The sequence below is a fragment of the Shinella sp. NM-101 genome (assembly GCF_021401195.1).
Lineage (GTDB): Bacteria > Pseudomonadota > Alphaproteobacteria > Rhizobiales > Rhizobiaceae > Shinella.
This window is the reverse complement of the sequence record NZ_JACBFT010000007.1, coordinates 114,472-138,874: the sequence shown is the minus strand read 5'-3', so window position 1 is coordinate 138,874 and position 24,403 is coordinate 114,472. Positions and strand designations below refer to the sequence as shown.

The 24,403-nt window shown below is 66.3% G+C and carries 20 protein-coding genes; 10 read left to right on the top strand and 10 right to left on the bottom strand.

The features are described from left to right. The first annotated feature begins 1 nt into the window (after nucleotide 1). Both L0976_RS15125 and L0976_RS15120 read left to right on the top strand, forming a co-directional pair. Nucleotides 2–979: an ABC transporter permease gene (locus tag L0976_RS15125; RefSeq protein WP_234188135.1), complete on the top strand. Its 978-nt coding sequence runs from the start codon at nucleotides 2–4 to the stop codon at nucleotides 977–979. Nucleotides 980–1,005: 26 nt separating this feature from the next. Beyond that, nucleotides 1,006–2,220, top strand: a complete 1,215-nt coding sequence (locus L0976_RS15120) for an SfnB family sulfur acquisition oxidoreductase (protein ID WP_234188134.1) — start codon at nucleotides 1,006–1,008, stop codon at nucleotides 2,218–2,220. Between the two features lie 150 nt (nucleotides 2,221–2,370). On the opposite strand, the gene L0976_RS15115 is transcribed toward L0976_RS15120, so the two are convergent. After that, a complete protein-coding gene (locus L0976_RS15115; RefSeq protein ID WP_234188133.1) occupies nucleotides 2,371–3,582 on the bottom strand; it encodes an acyl-CoA dehydrogenase family protein in 1,212 nt (403 codons plus the stop codon). Between the two features lie 237 nt (nucleotides 3,583–3,819). Here L0976_RS15115 and L0976_RS15110 point away from each other — a divergent pair, with 237 nt between their 5' ends. The 3 genes from L0976_RS15110 to L0976_RS15100 all read left to right on the top strand — a co-directional run bounded on the left by L0976_RS15110 (nucleotide 3,820) and on the right by L0976_RS15100 (nucleotide 9,620). Further along, on the top strand, nucleotides 3,820–5,235 hold the full coding sequence (locus L0976_RS15110; RefSeq protein WP_234188132.1) for an LLM class flavin-dependent oxidoreductase: 1,416 nt from the start codon (nucleotides 3,820–3,822) through the stop codon (nucleotides 5,233–5,235). Beyond that, on the top strand, nucleotides 5,228–6,697 hold the full coding sequence (locus tag L0976_RS15105; RefSeq protein WP_234188131.1) for an FAD/NAD(P)-binding protein: 1,470 nt from the start codon (nucleotides 5,228–5,230) through the stop codon (nucleotides 6,695–6,697). The genes L0976_RS15110 and L0976_RS15105 overlap by 8 nt, the downstream gene beginning before the upstream one ends. Before the next feature lie 235 nt (nucleotides 6,698–6,932). Beyond that, a complete protein-coding gene (locus L0976_RS15100; protein ID WP_234188130.1) occupies nucleotides 6,933–9,620 on the top strand; it encodes a hypothetical protein in 2,688 nt (895 codons plus the stop codon). 151 nt (nucleotides 9,621–9,771) lie between these two features. Here the strand turns inward: L0976_RS15100 and L0976_RS15095 are convergent, their stop codons facing one another. From L0976_RS15095 to lysA, 8 genes are all read right to left on the bottom strand, one after another. Beyond that, the gene (locus L0976_RS15095; protein ID WP_234188129.1) at nucleotides 9,772–11,334 is read right to left on the bottom strand and encodes a D-aminopeptidase; all 1,563 of its coding nucleotides are present in this window, start codon (nucleotides 11,332–11,334) and stop codon (nucleotides 9,772–9,774) included. A 12-nt stretch (nucleotides 11,335–11,346) separates the two neighbouring features. Continuing rightward, nucleotides 11,347–11,859, bottom strand: a complete 513-nt coding sequence (locus L0976_RS15090) for a L,D-transpeptidase (protein WP_203317848.1) — start codon at nucleotides 11,857–11,859, stop codon at nucleotides 11,347–11,349. Nucleotides 11,860–11,948: 89 nt separating this feature from the next. Further along, nucleotides 11,949–12,926 (bottom strand): oligopeptide/dipeptide ABC transporter ATP-binding protein, encoded by a 978-nt coding sequence (locus L0976_RS15085; protein ID WP_234188128.1) that lies wholly within the window; start codon nucleotides 12,924–12,926, stop codon nucleotides 11,949–11,951. Beyond that, nucleotides 12,923–13,921, bottom strand: coding sequence for an ABC transporter ATP-binding protein (locus L0976_RS15080; RefSeq protein ID WP_234188127.1), 999 nt, complete (start codon nucleotides 13,919–13,921; stop codon nucleotides 12,923–12,925). The genes L0976_RS15085 and L0976_RS15080 overlap by 4 nt, the downstream gene beginning before the upstream one ends. Before the next feature lie 6 nt (nucleotides 13,922–13,927). Then, entirely contained in the window at nucleotides 13,928–14,818 is an 891-nt protein-coding gene (locus L0976_RS15075; protein WP_234188126.1) for an ABC transporter permease, read from the bottom strand. Next, complete coding sequence (locus L0976_RS15070; protein ID WP_234188125.1) at nucleotides 14,815–15,753, bottom strand: ABC transporter permease; 939 nt, start codon at nucleotides 15,751–15,753, stop codon at nucleotides 14,815–14,817. The genes L0976_RS15075 and L0976_RS15070 overlap by 4 nt, the downstream gene beginning before the upstream one ends. Before the next feature lie 97 nt (nucleotides 15,754–15,850). Beyond that, nucleotides 15,851–17,431: an ABC transporter substrate-binding protein gene (locus L0976_RS15065; RefSeq protein ID WP_234188124.1), complete on the bottom strand. Its 1,581-nt coding sequence runs from the start codon at nucleotides 17,429–17,431 to the stop codon at nucleotides 15,851–15,853. 398 nt (nucleotides 17,432–17,829) lie between these two features. Next, nucleotides 17,830–19,146, bottom strand: a complete 1,317-nt coding sequence (lysA, locus tag L0976_RS15060; protein ID WP_255695984.1) for a diaminopimelate decarboxylase — start codon at nucleotides 19,144–19,146, stop codon at nucleotides 17,830–17,832. Nucleotides 19,147–19,277: 131 nt separating this feature from the next. On the opposite strand from lysA, the gene L0976_RS15055 reads away from it, so the two are divergent. The 5 genes from L0976_RS15055 (at nucleotide 19,278) to L0976_RS15035 (ending at nucleotide 23,015) form a co-directional block, all read left to right on the top strand. After that, on the top strand, nucleotides 19,278–20,201 hold the full coding sequence (locus L0976_RS15055; protein WP_234188122.1) for a LysR family transcriptional regulator: 924 nt from the start codon (nucleotides 19,278–19,280) through the stop codon (nucleotides 20,199–20,201). Nucleotides 20,202–20,261: 60 nt separating this feature from the next. Then, nucleotides 20,262–20,909: a MarR family winged helix-turn-helix transcriptional regulator gene (locus L0976_RS15050; RefSeq protein WP_234188121.1), complete on the top strand. Its 648-nt coding sequence runs from the start codon at nucleotides 20,262–20,264 to the stop codon at nucleotides 20,907–20,909. Nucleotides 20,910–20,946: 37 nt separating this feature from the next. After that, the gene (locus tag L0976_RS15045) at nucleotides 20,947–21,663 is read left to right on the top strand and encodes a hypothetical protein (RefSeq protein WP_234188120.1); all 717 of its coding nucleotides are present in this window, start codon (nucleotides 20,947–20,949) and stop codon (nucleotides 21,661–21,663) included. A gap of 120 nt (nucleotides 21,664–21,783) precedes the next feature. Next, nucleotides 21,784–22,329, top strand: a complete 546-nt coding sequence (locus L0976_RS15040; RefSeq protein ID WP_234188119.1) for a TlpA family protein disulfide reductase — start codon at nucleotides 21,784–21,786, stop codon at nucleotides 22,327–22,329. Beyond that, a complete protein-coding gene (locus tag L0976_RS15035; protein ID WP_234188118.1) occupies nucleotides 22,326–23,015 on the top strand; it encodes an MOSC domain-containing protein in 690 nt (229 codons plus the stop codon). Before L0976_RS15040 ends, L0976_RS15035 begins: the two co-directional genes overlap by 4 nt. A 73-nt stretch (nucleotides 23,016–23,088) precedes the next feature. Here L0976_RS15035 and L0976_RS15030 read toward each other — a convergent pair whose 3' ends face one another. Continuing rightward, nucleotides 23,089–24,402, bottom strand: coding sequence for an aspartate aminotransferase family protein (locus L0976_RS15030; protein ID WP_234188117.1), 1,314 nt, complete (start codon nucleotides 24,400–24,402; stop codon nucleotides 23,089–23,091). Nucleotide 24,403: the final 1 nt, after the last annotated feature.

Here is a 24,403-nt window from a genome sequence, read left to right as displayed (position 1 = left end):
CATGGCGACCGTCGCTCTCTCCTCCCTCGGCCGCGGCGCCGCCCGCTATGCACTGGTCGCGGCGCTCGCCGCCGTCTTCGCCCTCTTCGCGACGCTTGCGCCCGGTTTCCTCACCGGCGCGAACCTTCTCAGCGTGCTGGTGAACAATTTTGCCCTGCTCGCCATCGTCGCCATCGCCATGACCTTCGCCGTCTCGGCGGGCGGCATCGACCTTTCGGTCGGCACGGCGGTGGATTTTTCGAGCTTCGCCTTCGTCTCGCTGGTGCTTGCCGGGCAGCCGGTCGCGCTTGCCGCCCTTGGCGGGCTTGCCGGCGGGGCGCTGGTCGGCCTCTTCAACGCCGTGCTCATCGCCGGCATCGGCATTTCGCCGTTCCTTGCCACGCTCGGCACGCTCTTCGTCGGGCGCAGCGTGCAGCAACTGCTGACGAACGGCGGCAACCCGGTCTACCTGCCGCCGGCCGGCGTGCCGGAAGCCTTCCGCTTCCTCGGCCACGGCACGCTCGCCGGCCTACCCATGCCGCTCGTCGTCACCGCGCTCGTCATCGGCGCTGCCTGGGTCGTGCTCTCGCGCACGCGCTTCGGCCGGGTGGCGCTCGCCACCGGCATCCAGGCGAGCGTCGTGCGCTATTCGGGCCTGCGCCTGCCGCGCATCACCGCCGCCACCTACATTCTGGTCTCGACGATCGCCGCCGTGGTCGGCCTCATCCTCACCTCGACGGTCACGGTCTACATCCCGTCCTCCGGCAATGCCTTCCTCCTCAACGCCATCGGCGCCACCTTCATCGGCACGACCTTCGATCCGCACGGGCGGCCGAACGTGCCGGGCACCGTTCTCGGCGTGCTGCTGCTCGGCGTCGTCGCCAACGGGCTCCTGCTGTCGGGCCTCAATTTCTACTGGCAGCAGGTCGGCACCGGCCTCCTCATCTTCTCCGTCCTCGCCATCGGCTTCGCCAACCGCAAGGCCGCCGGCCGGGCCTGAACCCGGATTCATCGAAAGGATTCTTCATGAGCAGCGTCACCCGGCTCTCCGAACCCCCGCAAACCGCCCGTCGCATCGCCAGCGAGGAGGAGGCGCTCTCCGTTGCCCGCACGCTTGCCGCCGAGTTCGCCGGCGGCGCGAGCCGGCGGGACTACGAGCGGGCGCTGCCGCATGAGGAACTCGACAGGCTCTCCGCCTCCGGCCTCCTCGCCATCACCGTTCCGGCCGAATATGGCGGCATCGACGTCTCCAACGCCGTGCTCGCCGAGGTGACGGCGATCCTCTCGGAGGCCGACAGCTCGATCGGCCAGATCCCGCAGAACCATTTCTACATTCTCGAAGCGCTCCGCCACGACGGCAGCGAGGCGCAGAAGCGCTTCTATTTCGGCCGGGCGCTTGCCGGCGAGCGTTTCGGCAACGCCCTTTCCGAGGTCGGCACGAAGACGGTGGGCGACTACAACACCCGCATCACGCGCGATGGCGCGGGCTTCCGCATCAACGGGCGGAAATTCTATTCGACGGGCGTTCTCTTCGCCCATTGGGTAGCGATCTTCGCGCTCGACGAGGAGGATCGCCTTACCATGTCGTTTGCCCCGCGCCAGACCGAGGGCATCGAGATCGTCGATGATTGGGACGGCTTCGGCCAGCGCACGACCGGGAGCGGCACGACGATCCTGCACGACGTCTACGTGCCGGCCGATGCCGTCGTGCCGCACCAGAAAGGGTTCGAGCGCCCGGGCACGATCGGCTCGGTCGGCCAGATCATCCATGCCGGCATCGACCTCGGCATCGCGCGCGCCGCCCTGAAGGAGACGATCGGCTACGTCCGCGACCGGGCGCGACCCTGGACCGACAGCGGCGTCGAGCGCGCCGCGGACGATCCGCTGACCATCGCCCGGATCGGCGAACTCGCCATCCGCGTCGAGGCCGCCGAGGCGACGCTGGAGCGGGCAGGGCGCAAGATCGACCAGGCGCAGGTGAACCTCAATGCGGACAATGCCGTCGCCGCGACGCTGGCGGTGGCCGCCGCCAAGGTGCTGACGACGGAGCTCGCCATCGACGCCACCAACGTGCTCTTCGAACTGGCCGGCTCGTCCGCCACCAGGCGCGGCCTCAACCTCGAGCGCCACTGGCGCAACGCCCGCACCCATACGCTGCACGATCCGGTGCGCTGGAAGTACCACGTCGTGGGCAACTATCACCTCAACGGCGTCACGCCGCCGAAAAGCGGCGCGCTCTGACATCCGCCCCTCGTGGTGAGGGTGGTCGCCTGGCCGCAACTCTTCGGGGTTGCGGCCTTTTTGCGGGAGCATGCCTCGGTCGGGAATACAGGTTGCCAACGACGGAAGGCGGCCATCGGCCGCCTCCGGTTCTCCTGCCCGGGTCCTGCCTCAGCTATAGAGGCTCGGCTCCGGCACGCGGCCGTTAAGCGCGAAATCGCCGACTTCGCGGGCCTTGTAGAAGACCGGGTCGTGCAGCGTGTGGGTGCGCACGTTCCGCCAGTAGCGGTCGAAGCGGTGGTGCGAGGCGGTCGAGCGGGCGCCGGTCAGCTCGAATACCCTGGACGTGACTTCGAGCGCGACATGGGTGGCGTTGACCTTTGCCGCATAGGCCTCGATCGCCGCCTCGCCGCGTTCGCGCGCGGTGACGCCCCGGCCGCGTGCAAGCGCCGACTGGACGGCCGATGCCGCTGCGTCGGCAAGGGCGGCGGAGGCCTTCAGCGCCGCGCGGAACTCGCCGATGCGCTCCAGGATATACGGATCCTCGCTCGCCTTTTCGAGCCCGGACGTGACCCAGGGGCGCGTCGTGGTCCGCACATAGTCCTCGGCCGCCGCCAGCGCGCCCTCGGCCGTGCCGATATAGAAGTTGACGAAGACGAGCTGGATCAGCGGCGTGTTGAACGTCGCCTGCACCGGCGGGGCGGCATCCTTCCCCGCGAGCGGCAGCAGGAAATCGCTTTCGTAGACCGGGAAATCCCTGAACTCCACGCTGCCGCTGTCGGAGAGCCGCTGGCCGATATTGTCCCAGTCGTCATTGGCGATGTAGCCGGCCCGGTCCGTCGGCAGCACGAGATTGGCGACCTCCTCGCCGAAGGCCGCATTGGCGTTGATGCGGTCGGAGACATGCGCGCCGGTCGAGAAGGTCTTCTTGCCGTTGAGGAGATAGTGGTCGCCGCTGCGGGCCAGCGTCAGGCCGGGATCGCGCGGGTTGACGGCAGCGCCCCAGTAGAGCGACTTGGCGACCGTCTCGACGCCGAGGTCCCAGGCCTTGTCCGGGTCGTCGGCGGCCCAGTAGACATACTGGCTGTTGACGAAATGATAGCCGAGCAACTGGCCGATCGAGCTTTCGCCGCGCGCGAGGATGCGCACCAGCCGCAGCCCGTCCACCCAGTCGAGCCCGCCGCCGCCGATCTCGGCGGGGTGCAGCGCGGTGAGCAGGCCTTCCTGCCTCAATCGGTCGATTTCCGCCAGCGGCGGCCTGCCCTCGGCATCGAGCTGCGCGCCGCGGCGGGCAAGGTCGGCGGCAATCTCCCCGGCCCTTGCAAAGAGGCGGGTCCTGATCTCCCGAGGGTCTGCTTCCTTGACGAGATGCAATGCGGTCATGGTCTGTCTCCTGCTGTCCGGCCGATACCGGGCGGAGCGCGCGGTCGGGGCGGGGTGAACGGCGGCGACGGTCCCCGCCGCTTGCGCGCATCTTCCCAGACGCCCCGGCCGGCAACCAGAAAAGCCGTTTCCGAAATTAATCTATATAAAAGATAGAATTTCTGTATTTTGGCGATGAAGGCGCTATCTTCGCCTCCGGTCGATGCCGTCAGGCATCCTCGATACCTGGAGATACCCATGGCACGCCATATCCGTTTCAACGCCTTCGACATGAACTGCGTTGGCCACCAGTCCCCCGGCCTGTGGGCGCATCCGCGCGACAAGTCCTTCAAGTACAAGGACCTGGACTATTGGCAGGACCTTGCCCGCACGCTGGAGCGCGGCATCTTCGACGGCATCTTCATCGCCGACGTCATCGGCTATTACGACGTCTACAAGGGCTCGAACTACCACGCCATCCACCAGGCCGCGCAGATCCCGGTGAACGATCCGCTGCAACTCGCCGCCCCCATCGCGCTCGCCACGGAACATCTCGGCATCGGTATCACGGCCTCCACCTCCTTCGAGCATCCCTATACCTTCGCCCGTCGTCTTGCGACGGCGGACCATCACTCCAAGGGCCGCGTCGGCTGGAACATCGTCACCTCCTATCTGGAGAGCGGCGCGAAGAATGTCGGGCAGGGCGGCCTTCGCCGGCACGACAACCGCTACGAGGTCGCCGCCGAATATGTCGAGGTGCTCTACAAGCTGCTCGAAGGCTCCTGGGAGGAGGGGGCGGTGGTGCGCGACGGCGACCGGCGCGTCTTCACCCATCCGGAAAAGGTCCATGAGATCGCCCACAAGGGCAAGTATTTCGAGGTGCCGGGCTACGGCCTCACCGAGCCCTCGCCGCAGCGCACGCCGGTTCTCTATCAGGCCGGCGCTTCCGGGCCGGGCAAGGCCTTCGCCGCCGCCCATGCCGAATGCATCTTCGTCGCCGCGCCGACGAAATCGGTGCTCAAGGCCTATGTCGCCGATATTCGCCAGCGCATCGCCGCTGCCGGCCGCGACCCGAGGAAGGTCTATATCTACACCCTCGTCACCATCATCACCGACGAGACCGAGGAGAAGGCGCAGCAGAAGTTCGCGGATTACAGGAGCTACGTCTCCTATGACGGCTCGCTGACCTTCATGTCCGGCTGGAGCGGCATCGACTTCGGCCAGTATGCGCCGACGGACGTCGTCGAGAAGATCGAGACGAACGCCATCCATTCCTTCGTCGAGCACATTGCCGGCGGCGACAAGTCATGGACCATCGATGAACTCGCCCGGTTCGGCGGCATCGGCGGCATGGGGCCGGTCTTTGTCGGTTCGCCGGAGCGCATTGCCGACATCCTGCAGGAATGGGTCGCGGACACGGATGTCGACGGCTTCAACCTCGCCTATGCGGTGACGCCGGACAGTTTCGAGGATGTCGTCGGCCATGTCGTGCCCGAATTGCAGAAGCGCGGCGCCTATCCGACGGCCTACAAGCCTGGAACGTTGCGGGAGAAGCTGTTCGGTGCAGGGCCGTATCTGCCGCAGTCCCATCCGGCGGAGGGATACCGCGATATCGCGGCCCTGAAGCGCCGCGAAGCCGGGAATGCGCCGGCGCTGAAGTCTGTCGGTGCATGACATCATTTCCATGACGACGCCCTCGAATACCGATCAACGCCCTGTTCGCCCGGTCGTCGCCATCATCGGCGGCGGCTTTACCGGTGCTGCCTGTGCCTTTCACCTCGCCGGTACGCTTCCCGACGGCCTCGCGAGGATCGTCGTTTTCGAACCGCGGTCGATGCTCGGCGGCGGCCTCGCCTATGATACGGCCGAGCAGGCGCACCGCATCAATGTGCCCGCGGCGCTCATGTCGCTGGTCCCGGACGAAGGCGACCATTTTCAGCGTTGGCTTGAGGGGAGCGGTGTTCTTGCCGCCGATCCGGATGCCGTCACGCCGGGCGGGCATGTCTTCGCGCGCCGCTCGGCATTCGGCTCGTATGTCGCCGCAAGTCTTGCCCCACTTGTCGAAAGCGGCGCGATCGAGCATCGCCGCGATCCCGTCCGCAAGGTTGCGGCGACAAGGGCCGGGCGTTGGACGATTGAGGCCGGGGACGGTGGGGCGCTGGAAGCCGATATCGTCGTCATCGCGACGACGCATCCCAGTCCGTCGCCGCCGTCCATGGTCGATCGCGCGCTTTCAGGCCACGCAGGCTATATCCCCGATGCCACGGTTCCCCGTGCCCTCATGGACATTGGCAGGGACGACCGGGTGCTGATCATCGGCATGGGGCTCACCGCCGCGGATGTCATTGCGACGCTCGATGCCGGGGGCCATCGGGGCAGGATCACGGCCGTCTCGCGCCGCGGCCTTCGCTCGCGCGGGCATAACCTTTCGCCCCAGGAACCATTCGGCGAGTTTGCCGATCCCCCGTCGCGCTCCGCGCGCGCCCTGCTCCGGCGCGTGCGCGACAGCGTGGCCGTGGCCGAGGCTTCGGGGCTTTCCTGGCATGCGGTTTTCGACCAGCTTCGCAAACAGGGCGGCGATATCTGGCGTGCGTTGCCGATCGTGGAGCGCCGTCGCCTCGTACGCTACCTTCGGCCGTTTTGGGATGTGCACCGATTCCGTATCGCACCGCAGGTGGAGGCGATCATCGAACGACGGCTGGCGGCCGGGACCCTCTCATTTCACGCCGCGGCCATCGCCGGCGTGAAACGCAGCGGGGGAGGCGCCGTTTCTGTAGACTTTCGCCCGCCCCATGGACGGCAGCCGTTCCAGGAGCAGTACGACAGCGTGGTCGTGACGACCGGCCCGGCCCACGGGGCCGTTCTCTCAAGCCAGTCGTTCCTTAAAGGCCTTTCGGATGCGGGGAGGCTGCAGCCGGATGCCGTCGGGCTCGGCATCGCCGTCGACGAACAAAGCCGTGCTATCGATGCGACCGGGCAGGTGGCGGACAATCTCTATATCGCCGGCCCGCTGGCGCGCGGCACGTTCGGGGAACTGATGGGTCTGCCCCAGGTGGTAAATCATGCGGTTCTCGTCTCTGAAAGCATCGCAAGCCGGGTGAGATCGCTGGCCAGCCTGCCTTCCCCGTCACGCTAGTTTACCGAGCAATTCCAGCAGTCCGGATCGCCGTAGGCAGGTTCAGGCCCTTTGAACGCCTGCCTTCGCGGCTTCGGCCGCAGCCGATACGCTACTTGAGCGACAGCGCCTGGCGAAACGGAACTCCGCAAGTTGCAAGCCGGCGGCTGTAATATTAGGCTTGGCTGGTCGAAGTCGGCGGATGGGATATAGACTCGGGGTTGAAACCGGGCGCCGGCCTCTCGTGGGGGCGATCATGCAGCATGGGGATGTCGAGAACTACGGTTTCGACCAAATACTCAAGGCCGAGTACGACGCCATCAAAACGCGCCGGGGCGGCGGGCCCGGACGGGGGGAGGGCGTATCCGGGGAAGACGTGCCCGCCTCTCTCTTCGGCGTCGCCCTGTCCGGGGGCGGCATCCGTTCGTCAAGCTTTTGCCTCGGCGTCCTCCAGGCGCTCCACGCACGCGGCCTCATTCGGCGGATGGACTACCTTTCCACCGTTTCCGGAGGGGGGCATATCGGCGCGAGCATGGTCGCGGCGATGAGCCGTGGAAGCGAGCCCGGCCAGTTCCCGTTCGCAGACGATCCCTCCGGACGTTCGCAGGCTGCTCCCCGTGGCGACCAGCAGGTCAGCAGCGCGGACGTCCGTGACAGCGAGCCCGTCAGTCACATCAGGGACCACAGCCGCTACCTCATCCCCAACGGGATGAGAGACATCCTGCCGTCGGTGGCGATCGTGTTCCGCGGCCTGGCGGTCAATGCCTTTCTCATACTGGCGCTGATCGTGCCGCTGGCCGCGATCACCGTCATCGCCAACCCCACTGTCGCTGACCTCGACCGCAGCATTCTCGTGCAGGTCTTCGCACCGCTTCTGACCTTGGGGAAGGTGAAGTGCCAGGATCAGGGATGGTGCAACTTTCCGTTCCTGGCGACGGTGGTTCTCGCGGTTGTCTCGCTCTTGTATTTCATCGCGTGGGGCCTGTGGAGATCCCTGCCCGAACGCCATGGCCTGGGCACAGGGCTGAGCGGCAAGGAGGTCACGTCGTTCGGCGCGAAGCTTTCGGGCGTTCTGATCGCATTGACGGTGTCCTCGTTCGTCACCGAAGCGCAGGGACCGATCCTTTCCTTTCTCTATCGCAATCTGGCGGAGGAGCCCCCGACCCGGACCGCGACCTCCTCCATCGCCGTTGGACTGGTCGCCTTTGCCGGCGCCACGGCAGGTTTGCGCGCCACCTTGGCCGGCTGGATCCAAAAGGCGATGACGAACGCGACGACGGCGGTCAAGCTGCGCGCAATTGCTTCGAAGGTCGTCTTCATGGCGGCCGGGCTGATCGTGCCTTTCCTGATTTATGCGGCCTATCTTGCCCTGTCGCTTTGGGGAATATCGCAAAGCTGCATCTTCGAGCATGAGATTTGCCACTATCCCTTGAGCCCGGGCTTTCTTTTCAGCACGCATCTCGTCACGGGGCTGTGGCTGGCGGCGGGCGCTCTTCTGCTTTGGGAGACCTGGATTTTCGTCCTGCGCAAGCCCGGCCGTGAGACGCTGAGGGTCTTTGTCGATCTGGTGGCAACCGACAGGAATGTTTTCGGCCTCGGCGTGCTTGTCCTGATCATGTTTGTCGCCTTCCTGGCAGCGGCGGCCGTCGTCACGAGGACACCGGCGGGCGGCTACGAGATGGTGGAGATCTACCTCCTGGCGACCGCGGTCGTGCTGATGCTCACGATCAATTTTTCGGAGAATGCCAATGGCCTGCACCGGCTTTATCGCGAACGGCTCAATGCGGCGTTCCGGTTGGGCGCGAACGCCGCGGGCTCCGATCCGCTTCCATTGTCGCGCATCGACGTCGCCAATGCACCCTACCTCCTGGTCAACGCCACGTTGAATGCGCGGCAGCGGTCCGCGCTGGGGCCGGCCGCCGGTGCCGCGCGCAGGGCCGACGAGGCGAAGGATCGCGAGGCCATCACGATGGCGGTCGCCGCCGGCGATCGCAAACTCCGCGAGCCGGACCCCGTCAAGCGCGGAAGGAACGCCGAATTCTTCATCTTTTCCCAGGGGTTCGTCGGCAGTGACCTGACGGGCTACATAAAATCCGAGCTCATGGAGCGGCATTCGAGCCAGCTCGATCTGGCGACCGCCATCGCGATCTCGGGTGCCGCAGTGTCATCCAATATGGGCCGGGTGCCGATCGGACTGCTGCGCCCCACGCTGGCGCTCCTCAATCTGCGCCTGGGATACTGGATGTCGAACCCTCGCTTCATGAAATCGGCCTCGCTGGATGGCCCGGCCGGCCGGCCGGCGCTGGAATACACCCGCTGGTACGACTTCTTCCGCGCATATTTGATCGCCGAATCGTTCGGCCTGCTGTCCGACGATGCCGCGAAAATCTATCTCACGGACGGCGGCCACATCGACAATATCGGCCTCTATCAGCTCCTTAAGCGCAAATGCCGCGTCATCATCGTGGCCGATGGCGAAGCCGATCCGGCCATGACCTTCGGCGCTCTCGTCGACGCCGAACGATTTGCCCGCATCGATCTTGGCGTGCGGATCGATATCAAGTGGCAGCCGATCAGGGCAGCGGCCCTCAGCCGCAAAGGCGGTGCGGAACGAGACATCCCGGAGGATTTGCCCGTTCACGACCGCCATTTCGCGATCGGAGAGATCGATTACGGCAGCGGGGAGAAAGGCCTCCTGCTCTATGTGAAGGCATCCGTCACGGGCGACGAGCCGGACTACGTGCTCGACTACGAACGCCGCTATCCGTCTTTCCCGCACGAATCGACAGGCGATCAGTTCTTCTCGGAGGAGCAGATGGAAGCCTACAGGGCTCTCGGATTCCATGCCATGACCGACCCCGACCCCAAAAAACATGTTCCGGAACGGCCGGAAGAGGTACAGCGTCTCCTCGACAAGCTGAAATCGCACCTCGGTCTCGGCTAGCACAGTTCCAGAAAAAAATGTGTAGCGGTCTTGCGTCCTGAATTTCGCGGTTCAAAGAAAAGCGGAAATGCTCAAGGCCGCTCGAACGCCGTGTCTCGTTATCCGCTGCCGGCTCCTGATCGCGGATGGGGCGAGGCGGGCCTGATGGCGTTCATGATGCGGGGCGATAGCTTATTCGGCGCGCCAGCCAGCAGCCGATGCTGAGGCCCGTGACCGTGCCGGCCGTGTCCCGCTCTACCAGCAGCGTCCAGTCACCCGGCGCCGCCGCGTCGATGGCGCGGCGGCTGGTTATGATCCAGACGTCGGCGGCGAGCGCATACATGCGCTCCATCGGGCCCTTGCCGTAAAGCCCCTCGAAGACCGCGAAGGCCGCGCCGTCGCGGGCCTCGATCTCCAGCCAGGCCTCCAGTTCCTCCGACCAGTAACGGCCGGCAACGGGTGCGGGGTCCGCCCATTCGACCGGCTGGAGCCGGCGGGCGCGGACGGTCAGATGCTCGCTCTCCCGCCGCATGACAAGCGCGTTCTCCTCCTTGCGCAGGGTCAGCCCCTGGCCGCGGGCGCTGCCGTCGGACGACAGCGTCGCCCGTGCGGAAGAGGGCCCGTATTGGAGCCTCACGCCCGTCGCATCCGCCGCCGTCCGCACGACAAGCCCCTGCGCCTCGTCCAGCCACAGGCCGTCCCAATCCTCGGGGCGCACGGCCTCGCTCCGGCTTTCACGCCCGAGCGCGGCATCGACCAGCGCGGCGGCGGCGGTGAAGGTGCTGGTGTCGTGGTTGAAGATCACCACGACGGACAGCCGTTCCCCGGCCACATGCATGCGATAGGAGCTGAAGCCGCGCAGGCCGCCGCCATGGCCGGTGAATTCCAGGCCGTTATGGACGTCCCGGCGTAGGCCGTAGGCATAGGTCGCCGGCGTGCCGTCCGCATAGAAGGCGGGCGCCGAGAGGCGGTTGTAGAGGCTTTCGGGATCGTCGCGCGTCGCGTCGATATGGCATTCCCAGGCGAGCATGTCGTCGAGCGAGGCGGAAATGCCGGCGTCGCCGAACCAGTAGACCCCGTTGTCGGCGGGCAGGAAGCCGACATCGTCGTTGCCCTCGTAGCCGACGACGCCGTCAAGCGGCACGCGGGCGTCCGGCGCGAGCACCGCGGTGGACATGCCGGCGGGCGCAAACAGGCGCTCGGCGAGGAGGTCGGCGAAATCCCGCCCCGTGCCGCGCTCGATCATCTCGCCGAGAATGCGGAAATTGCCGTTGCTGTAGGAATAGTGCGCGCCGGCCGGAAAGTGCCCCGTCTTGGCGCTGGCGATGAGAGGCAGAGCGTCCTCGCGGCGGAACTCCGCCTCGGGATAGGCGCCGTGCAGCACGGTCAGCGCCCAGTAGTCGCGCAGCCCCGACTGGTTGTGGCAGAGCTGCGCGACGGTCGGCAGCCGGTCGCGGTAGAGCGGCAGGAAATCGCCGACCGTCCCGTCGAGGACGGCGGGGTCGCCGAACTGGTCGAGCAGCAGCGCGCAGGTGAACTGCTTGGAAATCGAGCAGATCGGCAGGCGCGTTTGCGCCGTCATCGGCAGGCGGCGATACATGTCGGCAAAGCCCCAGGCGCGCCGCGCCACCACCTTGCCGTCCTTGACGACGCCGGCCACCCCGCCTGGCCCGCGAAAGCGAAGAGGCAGGCGGTTCAGCGCCCGTTCGAGCGCCGCAAAATCGAGCATCGTCATCCTGTCACCCCGTCAGGCCGTTGCCCGGAACTCGAGATGCGTTCCGGGTTGCGCCTGCGCAAGAAACGCCAGCAGGTCCTGCCTGGCAAGGGCCGCGCAGCCGGCGGTGGGGGAATAATCGGGCCGCGCGACGTGCAGGAAGATGGCGCTGCCGGCGCCCGGCACCGGCGGATCGTCGTTGTGGCCGAGCACGACGACGATGTCGTAGAGGTCGTCCTGCCGCCACATCTCCTCGTGGCTGGCCGTGAAGGGGCAGGTGACCGGCCGGTTGTAGTCGGCGTGGGCCGGGTCGTCGCACCACCCGTCCAGTTCCTCTATCGCCCGGGTGGGGAAGGGGGAGACGGGCTTTGCGATCCGGTCCGGGCGATAGTAGACCGTCCGGATGGGCCAACGGCCGACCGGGCTCACCCCGTCGCCCTCGGCCTTTTCCACCTTGATGCCGCCCCGCCCGACCGCGCAGCGCCAGCGCTGGTCTCCATAGCTGGCCTGCCAGCCGTCGCCGGCGGGGGTCACGATCAGGTCCATGAGATTTCCTTCCATTACGAATTCACGATGGGACATACCCGCAAGAATATGCCGCGCCGCGCCAGGGCGGCTGAGGAATACACCGGCCGCTACGTCGCCTCCAGCGGGAAGTGGCAGGCGACCGCACGGCCCGAACGATCGGTCAGCAGCGGGTCCTCCTGCTTGCAGATCGCCTGCGCATAGGGACACCGCGTATGGAAGCGGCATCCCGGCGGCAGGTTCATCGGGCTTGGAATATCGCCGACCAGCATGGGCCGCTCGCGGTTGCGCTGGTGCGGGTCGGGCCGCGGCACCGCCGAGATCAGGAACATCGTATAGGGATGGCGCGGGCTGGCGAAGATCTCCTCCGTCGTGCCGACCTCGACGAGGCGGCCGAGGAACATCACGCCGATGCGGTCGGCAAACTGGCGCACCACGCTGAGGTCGTGGGTGATGAAGAGATAGGTGAGCTTGAGCTGCTCCTGCAGGTCGCGCAGAAGGTTCAGAACCTGCGCCTGGATCGACACGTCGAGCGCCGAGACGGCCTCGTCGCAGACGACGAATTCCGGGCTGTTGGCGAGCGCGCGGGCAATGCCGATGCGCTGGCGCTGGCCGCCGCTGAACTGGTGCGGGTAGCGGCGCAGGAGGTGCGGCAGCAGGCCGACCATGTCGAGCAGTTCCTTGCAGCGCTTCTCGATCTCCGCCTCGCTGCCATAGCCATGCGCGCGCAGCGGCTCGGCGAGGATGTCCTTCACGCGCATGCGCGGATTGAGCGAGGCGAACGGGTCCTGGAAGACGATCTGCAGCTTCTTGCGCATTGCGCGCATGGTCTTTTCGTCCAGCGCGCCGAGCGGCTCGCCGCGATAAAGCACCTCGCCCGACGTGCGCTCGATCAGCCGCAGCAGCGTGCGCCCCAGCGTGGTCTTGCCGCAGCCGGACTCGCCGACGAGGGCGAAGGTCTCGCGCGCGCGGATTTCGAGGTCGACGCCGTCGACCGCGCGCACCACCCGGCTGTTGGCCCCGAAAAGGCCCTTGCCGATCGTATAGTGCTTGCTGAGCGCCTTGGTGGAGATGAGGACGTCGCTCACGCCTTTGCCCCTTCCTTCGTATGAAGCCAGCAGCGGGCGAGATGCCCGCCGCCGAGATCGGCGAGCGGCGGCTGCTGCTGCCGGCAGATCGGCATGGCATCGCCGCAGCGCGGATTGAACCGGCACCCGCCGGGCAGCTTCGCAAGATTGGGCACGACGCCCTTGATGCTGTTCAGCCGGGCGCTTGTGCGCCTTTCCGTCGCCTTCGGGATGGAGGCCAGCAGGCCCCGCGTATAGGGATGTGAGGGCCGGTCGAAGAGGTCGAAGACATTCGCCTGCTCGACGATCTGCCCGGCATACATGACGTTCACCTCGTCGCACATCTCGGCGATGATGCCGAGGTCGTGCGTGATCATCACGATGGCGGTGCCGACCCGGTCGCGAAGCTCGACCATGAGGCGCAGGATCTGCGCCTGCGTCGTGACGTCGAGCGCCGTCGTCGGCTCGTCGGCGATCAGCAGCTTCGGTTCGCAGATGAGGCCCATGGCGATCATCGCGCGCTGGCGCAGGCCGCCCGAGAGCTGGTGCGGATAGACGTCGAGGCGCGCGGCGGGTTCCGGAATGCCCACCATCTCGAACATGCGCAGCACCTTCTCGCGGATCTCGCGCCTGCCGAGGCCGGTATGGATGGCGAGCGGCTCGCCGACCTGCTGCACCATGGTCTTCACCGGGTTCAGCGCGGTCATCGGCTCCTGGAACACCATGGAGAGCTCACGGCCGCGCTTGCGCCGCATCTCGTCGGGCGAAAGGCGCGTCATCTCGGTGCCGGAAAGCTTTATGCTCTCGGCCGTCACCCTGCCGTGCGGCGCGGGCACGAGACCCATCAGCGACAGCGCGGTCATGCTCTTGCCCGAGCCGCTTTCGCCGACGAGGCCGACGATGCGGCCGGCCGGAACCGAGAAGGTGACGTCGTCGAGAACGCGCACGGGGCCGTTCTGGGAGGAGAATTCGGTGCGCAGGCTGCGCACGGCGAGCAGGGGAGGTGGCTGCATCATACCCCGTCAGTCCTTCATGTAGGGATCGAGGGCATCGCGCAGCCCGTCGCCGACAAAGTTGAACGCCAGCACCGTGACGAGGATCGCGACGCCGGGCATGATCGCCACGAGGGGCGCGGCGAAGAGATATTCCTTGCCCTTGGCCACGAGCAGCCCCCAGCTCGCCTCCGGCGGCTGCACGCCGACGCCGAGGAAGCTGAGGCTGGATTCCCACATGATCGCCTCGGGGATGGAGAGCGAGAAGAGCACGATCAGCGTCGGCACCACGTTGGGGAAGACGTGGCGCGACATGATCGTCACCCGCGAGGTGCCGTTGGCGCGGGCGGCCTCGATGAATTCCTTCTCCTTCACCGCCAGCGTCTGCGAGCGCACCACGCGGGCGACGCCCGCCCAGCCGACGAGGCTGAGGGCGATGAAGATGTTGAAGAGATTGGCGCCGAGCGTGTACATCACGACCATGGCCAGCAGCAGCGAGGGGAAGGCGATCATCATGTCGGCAAGCCGCATGATGATGAAATCCACCTTGCCGCCATAGTAACCGCTGACGATGCCGAGCACCGCCCCGATGACCAGGGAGATGAAGCTCGGCACGATGCCGACGACGAGCGAGATGCGCGCGCCGTAGAGGATGCGCGTGACGAGGTCGCGGCCGAAATTGTCCGTGCCCAGCCAGTAGCTGGAGGACGGCGGAAGGAGCTGCTCGTCGAGCGCGACGCGGTAGGGATCGTGCGGGCTGATCAGCGGCGCGAACAGCGCGAGCAGGATGAGAAGACAGATCAGCACCAGCCCTATCATCGCCATGCGATTGTGGCGAAAGGCGCGCACGGCGTCGCGCAGGAAGCTGTCTTCTCCGCCGGTCTCGATCACCTCTTCGGTCATTTCGGCAACCTGGCTCATTTGACGCCTCCCTTCATCTGGTGGCGGATCCGCGGGTCGAGCACGGAATAGAGGATGTCGGCGATGAGGTTGCCGAGGATGACAAGCGCCGTGGCGAAGAGCACGGAACCCTGCAGCAGCGGCATGTCGCGCGCCTGGATGGCATTGACCGAAATGCGCCCGACGCCGGGGATGCCGAAGATCGCCTCGGTGATGACGGCGCCGGAAAGCAGGCTCGCCACCTGGATGGCCATGATCGTGACGACGGGGATCAGCGCGTTCTTCAGGGCATGGCGCGAGATGACGCGGATTTCGCGCAGGCCCTTGGCGCGGGCGGTGCGGATATAATCGTGCCGCATCACCTCAAGCAGGCTGGAACGGGTGAGGCGGGCGATGACGCCGGCCGAGCTCCAGCCGAGCACGATGGCCGGCAGGATGACGTATTTCGGCCCGTAGAAGCCGGAGACCGGCAGCCATTTCAATTGCATGGCGAAGACATATTGCAGGAGCAGCGCGGACCAGAAGATCGGCATGGACACGCCGAGCAGCGAAAAGCCCATGAAGAAATTGTCGAGCAGGGAATCGCGGCGGACCGCCGAGAGCACGCCGGCGGGGATGCCGATCACCCAGGACACGGCCGCCGCGCTCAGCGCCAGGATCAGCGTGTTCGGGAAGGCGTTGAGGATGAGCGTGGTGACGGGACGGTTCAGCTTGATCGACACGCCGAGATCGCCCTGCAGTGCCCCGAACAGGAAGCGGAAATAGCGGGTGATCATCGGATCGTCGAGATTCATCTGGCTGCGCACGCGCTCGATGACCTCGGCGCTCGCATGTTCCTTCATCAGGAGCGCGACGGGATCGCCCGGGATGACGTTCAGCATGACGAACAGCAGGGCCGTTGTGCCGATCAGGACGGGGATCGAAACCGCGATGCGCTTTAGCGCGAAGACAAGCATCGACGAACTCTTTCATGGACAGGGGGAAGACTGCGGCAAAGGCGGCCCGCCGGGAGAGGCGCCGCCGTGGCGACGCCTCTTCCTCTTTAAGGCAGGCTTATTCCACTTCCATCTTGTAGTAGCTCATGTCGCTCCAGCCGTTCCACGGAACGACGAAGTTCTTGACGCGCGGCTGCACGACATAGGCATGGTCGAGGCTGAAGAGCGGCACCCAGGCGGCGTCTTCCTGCACGATGCGGTTGTTCATCTCGCGGTACAGCGCGCAGCGCTCGTCCGGATCGGTCAGCGTGCGGGCCTTGTCGAGCGCGGCGAAGACCGTCTCGTCGTTGTTGTTGAAGGCGCGCACGGCCGTGCCGCTTTTGCTGAAGAACGTGTAGAAGAAGTTGTCCGGGTCGTTGAAGTCGGCGGACCAGTTCTGGGTGTAGTTTTCGACCTTGCCTTCCTTGCGCGTCGCGAAATAGGCCGCTTCGTCGATCGTGTTGATCGAGGCGTTGAAGCCCGCATCCTTGATCTGCGCCTGGATGATCTGGTTCATGTCCGACCATTTGCTGGACCAGCTGCTGACCTGCGTCAGCTTGATGTCGACGCCGTCGGGATAGCCGGCTTCGGCAAGCAGTTGCTTGGCCTTCTGCGGATTGTACTCGATCGGGGTCGCCGGCTCGTAGCAGGCGACGCCGCGCGGCATGACGCCGTTTTCGATCATGCCCTTGCCGTAGAAGTTCTTCTCGAGGATCTGCTGGCGGTTGATCGCCATCTGGAAGGCCTTGCGCACGCGCACGTCGTCGAACGGCTTGAGCGCCTGGTTGATGTGGTAATAATAGATGCCGACGCGCGGACCGGAGCGGATCTGCCCCTTCCACTGGTCGCTGCCCGCGAAATAGGGGAGCTGGGTGGGAGCGGCGTCCACGTCGAAGATGTCGATCTCGTCGTTCTCGAACAGCAGGCGAAGCGTCTCGGCGTCGCCGACGACGCGGGCGATGAGCCGGTCGAGCTTCGGGCGGCCCCTGTAGTACTCGTCATTGGCGACCAGCACCTGGCTGTCGTTGAGATTGTATTCCTCCAGCTTGAACGGACCCGTGCCGTTCGTCGTTTCCGGCGTGAGGCCGTACTGGTCACCGAGCGGTTCGGTGAATTTGCGGTTGTAGATCGACGCGGCGGGGCTCGCCATCAGCGCCAGGAACGCGCCATAGGGCTCGCGCAGCGTGATCTTCACGGTGTACTTGTCGACGGCCTCGAGGCCGCGCACCGTGGTCGCCGTGCCGTCGAGACGCTCCTTGGCGCCGTCGATGAAGTCGAGGATATCGGTGCTGAGCGCCTTGGTCTTGGGATCAAGCATGCGGTCGAAGGTATAGGCGACGTCGTCGGCCGTCAGTTCCTCGCCATTGTGGAACTTGACGCCCTGGCGCAGGTGGAACGTATAGACCTTGCCGTCGGGCGAGACATCCCAGCTCTCGGCGAGGGCAGGCACCAGCTCGGACTTGCCGGGCTCCGTCGTTTCCGCATCGACGAGGCGGTCGTAGACATTGAGCGGCAGCGTGTAGAAGTCGGTGGTCAGCTGGACATCGACGTTCTTCGGATCTTCCGTGAAGGCAATGCGCAGATCCGCGGCGATGGCCGGAGACGCGAGCGCGAGCCCGACAAGGCCCGTCGCCATCATGAGTTTGACTTTCGTGAGCATTCCATTCCCTCCTGGCTTGGCCCTGCCCGAACCGTTCCGGTGGGTGCAGGGCGCGAGATAGCGCGAGGCCAGCCGCAAAGCGGAGGCCAATCGGTTCTTTGAAATCTGTTTAGTACGAACACTCACTCAGCCGGCCGGCGAGTGATTGCGGCGACGCTTGCAATCTTCGTCGCCGCGCTTGCGACCTTAATGCCACCAACCGAAGCACGTCAGTCGTGATTCCGATTCATCCCCTGAACTTTTTCGTTCCCATTTTTTGCTTCTTGTTGTTTGTCAGGAACGGGGCTTTCGCCCCATCCCCAACGCCGCGATACTGTCAAAGAACGCTGGCCTTTGGAAATAATTGCTACGCCGGACTTATTCATATTCGATATGCAAATACCGCGTTCCGGCATAAGTCACGGCGCCTGGCTGGAGGCGATGTCGTGCCAGGTCGTGTCCTTCTCCAGTGCCAGCAACTCCGCCGTGGTCTGACGGCGCCGCACGATGCGGAAGCGGCCGTTGCTGACGAAGACTTCGGGCACGAGGTCGCGGGCATTGTAGGTGGAGGCCATCGATGCCGAATAGGCGCCGGCGCAGCGGAAGGCGACGAGGTCGCCGGCCGAAAGTGTCGGCAGGCCGTCGTAAAGGCCGAATATATCCGAGCTCTCGCAGACCGGACCGACGAGGCCGTAGGACTGCCCTTCGCCGCCGGCCGCACTGCGCACGACTTCCAGCGGATGCACGGCGCCGTAGAGGGCCGGGCGCATGAGGTCGTTCATGCCGGCATCGACGATCGCCAGCATGCGATCCCCCGCCTCCTTCGTGTAGAGAACCGTCGTGACGAGCGCGCCGGCGCGGCCGACGAGCCAGCGACCCGGCTCGACCGTCAGCGCGCAGCCGAGATCGCCCAACGTTTCGTCGATGATGGCGGCAAGCTCCGAAACCTCGGGAGCGCCCTGCGCACCATAGGCGATGCCGATCCCGCCGCCGAGATCGAGGCGCCGAACGGAATGGCCCTTGGCCCTGAGGTCCCGAACGAGGTCGGCGAGCACGCCATAGGCATGTCGATAGGGAGCAAGGTCGAGGATCTGCGAGCCGATATGGACGGCAAGGCCGACCATGTCGATCTCCGGCCGCGCGGCGGCCGCCTCGAAGAGGCCGGCGACCTCCGAAAGCGCGACGCCGAACTTGTCGCCCTTCTTGCCGGTGGAAATCTTGTCGTGGGTGCGGGCGTCCACGTCCGGATTGACCCGCAGGGCCACCGGCGCGCGCCGGCGCAGCGAGGCGGCGATGTCGGCGACGAGATGGAATTCGGCCGGCGATTCGACGTTGATCTGGTGCACGCCCGCCACAAGAGCCTTGGCGATCTCGCTGGCCGACTTGCCGACGCCGGAGAAGATGACCCGGGAGGCCGGCGCACCGGCTTCCAGCACGCGCTCCAGCTCGCCGCCGGACACGATATCCATTCCGCATCCCAACCGGGAGAGCAGTTGAAGAATGGCGAGATTCCCGTTAGCTTTCACGGCATAGCAAATCGACACGTCGACCGGTGAGAGCGCCGCGGACAATTCTTCATATGCCCGTGCTATGACCTCAGGCGAATAGCAATAGAACGGCGTGCCGACGGCGCCGGCCACCGAAGCCATGAATCCCGCATCAAGATGAATCTCGGAATTTTTCGAAAGGTCTTCCCCTTCGGCCCCGGAGACACTTGTACCGACGTGTTTGTTCATGAGATCAACCGCTCCATTCCCGGCGTAGCTGCCTGCTGCCGCGGCACGTAAAATCTCACAGGGCATTGTGACTGGGAAATGCATTTAGAGAGACGTTTTATTCGAATTCAATATGAACCGAAGCAGATGCGATGCGGCTGAGCCAGAGACAGATCGAGATTTTCCACGCCGTCATGACGGAGAAGAGCGTTACCGCGGCGGCGACATCGCTGCGCACGTCCCAGCCGACGATCAGCCGCGAATTGCGCGACCTGGAGCAGTATCTCGGCTATGACCTCTTCCACCGGTTCGGCAAGCGCATCACGCCGACCGAACAGGCCCAGGCGCTCTACACCGTCGTCCGGCGCTCCTATGTGGGGCTGGAGGAAATCAGCCGCGCCGCGACGGCCATCGGCGGGCGCAGCACGGCGCAACTGCGCGTGGCCTCGCTGCCGGCCTATGCCGACACGGTGCTGCCCATCGCCATCGAATCCTTCCTGAAGATGCATCCCGGCGCGCTGATCTCGATCCATTCGATCGAGGAGGCGGCGCTGCAGAACGAGCTGACCGCGGCGATGTTCGATCTGGGGCTTGCCGAGCAGGGACAGCAGTTCGGCGGCGTCGCGACCGAGGCCATCGACGCGGGCGACGTCGTGTGCATTCTGCCGGCCGGCCATCCGCTCGCGCAAAAGCAGGTTCTCGCGCCGGCCGATTTCGAGGATTCGGAGTTCGTCTATTTCTCCAAGGACGACCCCTACCGCCGCAAGCTCGACGACGTCTTCACGACGGCAGGCGTCACGCGGCGCTATATCGTCGAGACGACGACCGCCTCGAGCGTCTGCGCCATGGTGGCGCGCGGTGTCGGCATTTCCATCGTCAATCCGCTGACGGCCGCGCACAATCTCAACCGGGGCCTCGTGGTGCGCAAGTTTTCCGTCCCGATTGCGTACCGCATCCATCTGTGGCGCACCACGAAAGCACCGCGCGCAACCTTCGCGCTGCGCTTCACCAGGGGCCTGCATGACGCCGTCGCCGAGATCAGGTCGAAGGTGCACCAGGCGCTCAGCCTGACTTGACGGCGCGGAAGATCTCACGACATGGCTTGATAATAAATAGGACTCCTATATTATTAGGCCATGGAAACGCCGAAGGACCCGCTTTCGATCAATGACCGCATTCGCGAGGGCCTGTCCCGCGTGGCCATGGCGATGCGCATCGACGAGTGGAACAAGGCCAAGGCGACGGGGCTCAACCCCACCCAGCTCGCCATCCTCGGTCTTCTGGAAGGGCGCGGCCCGGATGGCCTCGGGGTCAAGGATGTCGCCGCCCATCTCGGGGTCTCGCAGCCGACGGCGACGGATTCGATCAATGCGCTGGAGCGCAAGGGGTTGCTCGAAAAGCGGACGGACGCCGCCGACCGGCGCGCGGTGCGTGTGGCGGTGACGGAAGAGGGGCGCAGGACGTTGAGAGCGGCGGAAGGCAGGGAGAGCCTCGCCGAAAAGGCGGTGGCCGCCCTCGATGAGACCGCCCAGGCGGATCTGCTTCTCACCCTCGTGAAATTGATCCGCCACCTGCAGGAGGCGGGCGCCATCCCCGTCCAGCGCATGTGCGTCACCTGTCGCCATTTCGCGCCCTTCGCCCATGCCGATGCGGCACGCCCGCATCATTGCCATTTCGTGGACGCGGCCTTCGGCCAGCCGGACCTGCGCATCGATTGCCGCGAACACGAAGAAGCCGATCCCGCGTTCCGGGCTGCCACCCGGGATGCCTTTTCAACGGGATGATCCAAACCCTCCAGGCAAACGAAAGGACGATACCACCATGTCTGCAAGACTTCTGACCGGCGCCCTTGCCGCCGGAACGGCCGCGCTATGGCTGACGGCGGCCGCGGCCCATTCCATCGAGGCCGGGCCTTCCGAGGCGGTGCAGGCCGCCTTCGACATCATCGAGACGACGATCGTGACGAAGGGCGACACGGCCGTCTTTACCACCCGCGTGCGCGGCGAGGCCGGCAAGGACAAGCCCGACGCGACGGGCAGGTTCGAGGGATCGGATGTCTACGCCTATGTCTGGCCGACCAGCCTCGACAGCGGCGAGATCGGCTTCGACAAGGCGCAGGGCATCGTGGCGCTCGCCGTCACCTTCCACCCGGATTTCGACGATGCCGCCCGCGGCGGCAGGAACCGCCATGTCTGGCATCCGCACTGGGTGGTGCTTGCCGGGGACAAGGCCTGCGGCGGCGGCCTGAAGGTGGTCGACATTCCCGCGGGCGCAAAGCCGAAGGTGCCCGAGACATGGCCGGGCGTGCCGCTGCTGATCGACAGCCCGGACTACGGGACAACCTTCAAGGGCGACACGGTGGACGTGGAAATCCCGCTCTCGCTGATCGGCGGCATCAAGGGCGCCTCCTATGACGGGGTCACGGCGGGCCTGAAGGTCGACGGCAACCTGCATGCGCCGCTGCTGTGCGTCAGCAATGTCTTCAAGGTCGCCTCCGGCGATCTCAGCCTGCCGGGCAAGGTCGCGCCGGCGGAATGAGAAAGCGCCGGCCCGGCGACTGCCATCGCCGGGCCGGCCATTCCTCCCCTCCAGGCATGAAAGGAAAGAACATGGCAAGGATTATCCCCATCGACCCGTCAAAGGCAACGGGAGGCGCGCATGTCGCAGCCTGACGTGCGCGTTGCCCCCGAGATCGCGGCATCGGCCTGGTTCAACACTCCGGCGCCGCTGACGCTCGCCGGTCTTCGCGGGCGGCCGGTCTTCCTGCACGCATTCCAGCTTCTCTGCCCCGGCTGCGTGTCGCAGACCCTGCCGCAGGTCAAGCGCATCGAGCGGGCCTTCGCCGGGACCGACCTGCAGGTGATCGGTATCCATACCGTCTTCGAGCATCATGCCGCGATGACGCCCGTGACGCTGCAGGCCTTCCTCCACGAATATCGCCTGGCATCCCCCGTCGCCGTCGACCTTGCCGAGGAGGGATCGGAGATTCCCGTGACCATGCGCCGCCTCGGGCTGCGCGGCACGCCTTCCTCCATCCTGATCGGCCGGGATGGCACCGTGCTCAGCCACGTCTTCGGTATCGAGGACGACATCGCCGTCGGCGCACGGATCGCCATGGCGCTCGCCGCGTCCCCGTCCCCCGCCGGGACCGCGGCCTGTGCGGACGGCCGCTGCGAGGCGCCCGCAGGGGAGGCCGGAGCATGAGTTCCGTTCCGCTGCTCAGCCTGCGCATCGGCGCCATCGCGCCGCTGGGGCCGCGCGCGGCGCCGAGCGGCATTGCGAAATCCGCCGTCGCCGGGCCGCTCGCCCTCTCGCCGACCGGCTTTGCCGGCGACCGGCAGGGCGATCCCGTGCGGCATGGCGGGCCGGAAAAGGCCGTGCACCACTATCCCTTCGAGCACTATGCCGGCTGGGCTCGCGATCTCGGCGGCCATCGGCTGCTGGACGGTCCCGGCGCATTCGGAGAGAACCTTTCGACATCGGGTCTCGCCGAGGACACGGTCGCGATCGGCGACGTCTTCAGGCTGGGCGCCGCCCTCATCGAAGTCAGCCAGGGCCGCCAGCCGTGCTGGAAGCTGAACGAGCGCTTCGGCCGCACCGACATGGCGCGCCTCGTGCAATCGACGGGGCGCACCGGCTGGTACTACCGCGTGCTCGAACCCGGCATCGTCGCACCGCAGGACAGCCTCGTCCTTGAGGAGCGCCGTGCGCCCGAATGGACGCTCGCGCGCATCTGGCGCGCTTTCTATGTCGACACGCTCAACCGGGCGGAGCTCTCCGGCATCGCCGCGCTCGAACGCCTTGCCGAAGGCTGGCGAAGCCACGCCCGCCGCCGGCTCGAAAGCAACCGGGTTGAGGACTGGTCGAAGCGTCTGGACGGAGGTGCGTGAGGGCTTCCCTCACGACGATGCCGGGACCGGGAATGCTCCGGTCGATCAGCGCCCGGATCATCCGGCGCGGGGTCTACCACCCAGCGAAATCGGCCAGGAGCGTCTCGTCAACCCGTCCCGCTGCGACGTCGGCAAGGGCTTCATCGAGCAGGGCTGCGCCTTCGAGGGCCTGGCTTTTGGTCAGCGTCAGGGGCGGCGTGAATTCCAGCACGTTGGAGTTCACGCCGACATAGTAGACGACGAGGCCGAGCTGGAAGGCACGCAAGACGGCAAGCGCCGTCTGTCGCGCGGCCGGCTCGCGCGTGGCGCGATCGACGACGAGCTCGACGCCCAGCGCAAGGCCGCGGCCGCGGACATCGCCGATCAGGGCGTGGCGCGCGGCAACGCCCTGGAGCGCTTCCCGCAGGGCCTGGCCGGTGCTGGCGGCATTCTCGGCAAGATGGTCGTGCTCGATCGTTTCCAGCACCGCCAGCGCCGCCGCCGCGCAGACCGGGTTGCCGTGCACCGTCTGCAGCGAGAAGGCGACGGCGTGGTTCATGATCGCTTCCGGGCCGACGACCGCCGAGATCGGCAGGCCGCCGCCGAGGCCCTTGCCGTAGACGACGATGTCGGGCTCGATGCCGGAATGCTCGAAGGCGTTGAAACGGCCGGTACGCCCGAGCCCGACCTTCACCTCGTCGGAAACGACGAGGATGCCGTGCTTGCGGCAGATGGCCTCCACCGCCTGGAAGAAGCCGTCCGGCGGCACCAGCATGCCGCCGTCGGACTGGATCGGCTCGATGAAGAAGGCGGCGACCTCCTCCGGCGGCAGCACCGTCGCGAAGAGCTGTTCGATATGCGCGAGCGCCGCGGCCTTCGCGGCCTCGGGGCCGCCTGCGGCATAGCTGTTCGGATAGGGCACGAGCGTCAGGCCCGCCGCGCGGGCGCCCTGCTGGGCCGGATGGCCCGACACCGCCATGGAGCCGACGGTGCCGCCGTGATAGGCGCCCTCGAAGGCGAGGAGACGCGGCCTTCCCGTGGCCGCGACGACCACGCGCGCGACCGTCTCGTTGGCATCCGAGCCGGAATGGCCGAACCAGACGCGGCCGCGGGCGCGCTCCGGCACCAGCGACAGCAGCTTTTCGGCGAGCAGCACGCAGGGTTCGTTCGCGCTTGAAAGATAGCTCGCGCCCGCCTGGTCGCGCAGCGCGCGGTTCACCGCGTCGCGGAGCGCGGGATGCGCGTGGCCGAGGCTGGCGGCGCCCCAGGAGGCGGAAAAATCGAGCAGCCGCCGGCCGTCGTCGCCGGTCAGGTACGCGCCGCTGCCGCCGACCACGGCCTGCGGGAAGAACCGCAGATGCGCCATTTTCGAGACCGATCGGCTTTCGCGGGCGTAGAGGCCGGCCATG

What these genes read in the sequence shown, in the direction of transcription:
- L0976_RS15125 (WP_234188135.1), top strand. Translation starts at nt 2, where the DNA reads ATGGCGACCGTCGCTCTCTCCTCCCTCGGCCGCGGCGCCGCCCGCTAT.
- L0976_RS15120 (WP_234188134.1), top strand. Translation starts at nt 1,006, where the DNA reads ATGAGCAGCGTCACCCGGCTCTCCGAACCCCCGCAAACCGCCCGTCGC.
- L0976_RS15115 (WP_234188133.1), bottom strand. Translation starts at nt 3,582, where the DNA reads ATGACCGCATTGCATCTCGTCAAGGAAGCAGACCCTCGGGAGATCAGG.
- L0976_RS15110 (WP_234188132.1), top strand. Translation starts at nt 3,820, where the DNA reads ATGGCACGCCATATCCGTTTCAACGCCTTCGACATGAACTGCGTTGGC.
- L0976_RS15100 (WP_234188130.1), top strand. Translation starts at nt 6,933, where the DNA reads ATGCAGCATGGGGATGTCGAGAACTACGGTTTCGACCAAATACTCAAG.
- L0976_RS15095 (WP_234188129.1), bottom strand. Translation starts at nt 11,334, where the DNA reads ATGACGATGCTCGATTTTGCGGCGCTCGAACGGGCGCTGAACCGCCTG.
- L0976_RS15090 (WP_203317848.1), bottom strand. Translation starts at nt 11,859, where the DNA reads ATGGACCTGATCGTGACCCCCGCCGGCGACGGCTGGCAGGCCAGCTAT.
- L0976_RS15080 (WP_234188127.1), bottom strand. Translation starts at nt 13,921, where the DNA reads ATGATGCAGCCACCTCCCCTGCTCGCCGTGCGCAGCCTGCGCACCGAA.
- L0976_RS15075 (WP_234188126.1), bottom strand. Translation starts at nt 14,818, where the DNA reads ATGAGCCAGGTTGCCGAAATGACCGAAGAGGTGATCGAGACCGGCGGA.
- L0976_RS15070 (WP_234188125.1), bottom strand. Translation starts at nt 15,753, where the DNA reads ATGCTTGTCTTCGCGCTAAAGCGCATCGCGGTTTCGATCCCCGTCCTG.
- L0976_RS15065 (WP_234188124.1), bottom strand. Translation starts at nt 17,431, where the DNA reads ATGCTCACGAAAGTCAAACTCATGATGGCGACGGGCCTTGTCGGGCTC.
- lysA (WP_255695984.1), bottom strand. Translation starts at nt 19,146, where the DNA reads ATGAACAAACACGTCGGTACAAGTGTCTCCGGGGCCGAAGGGGAAGAC.
- L0976_RS15055 (WP_234188122.1), top strand. Translation starts at nt 19,278, where the DNA reads ATGCGGCTGAGCCAGAGACAGATCGAGATTTTCCACGCCGTCATGACG.
- L0976_RS15050 (WP_234188121.1), top strand. Translation starts at nt 20,262, where the DNA reads ATGGAAACGCCGAAGGACCCGCTTTCGATCAATGACCGCATTCGCGAG.
- L0976_RS15045 (WP_234188120.1), top strand. Translation starts at nt 20,947, where the DNA reads ATGTCTGCAAGACTTCTGACCGGCGCCCTTGCCGCCGGAACGGCCGCG.
- L0976_RS15040 (WP_234188119.1), top strand. Translation starts at nt 21,784, where the DNA reads ATGTCGCAGCCTGACGTGCGCGTTGCCCCCGAGATCGCGGCATCGGCC.
- L0976_RS15035 (WP_234188118.1), top strand. Translation starts at nt 22,326, where the DNA reads ATGAGTTCCGTTCCGCTGCTCAGCCTGCGCATCGGCGCCATCGCGCCG.
- L0976_RS15030 (WP_234188117.1), bottom strand. Translation starts at nt 24,402, where the DNA reads ATGGCCGGCCTCTACGCCCGCGAAAGCCGATCGGTCTCGAAAATGGCG.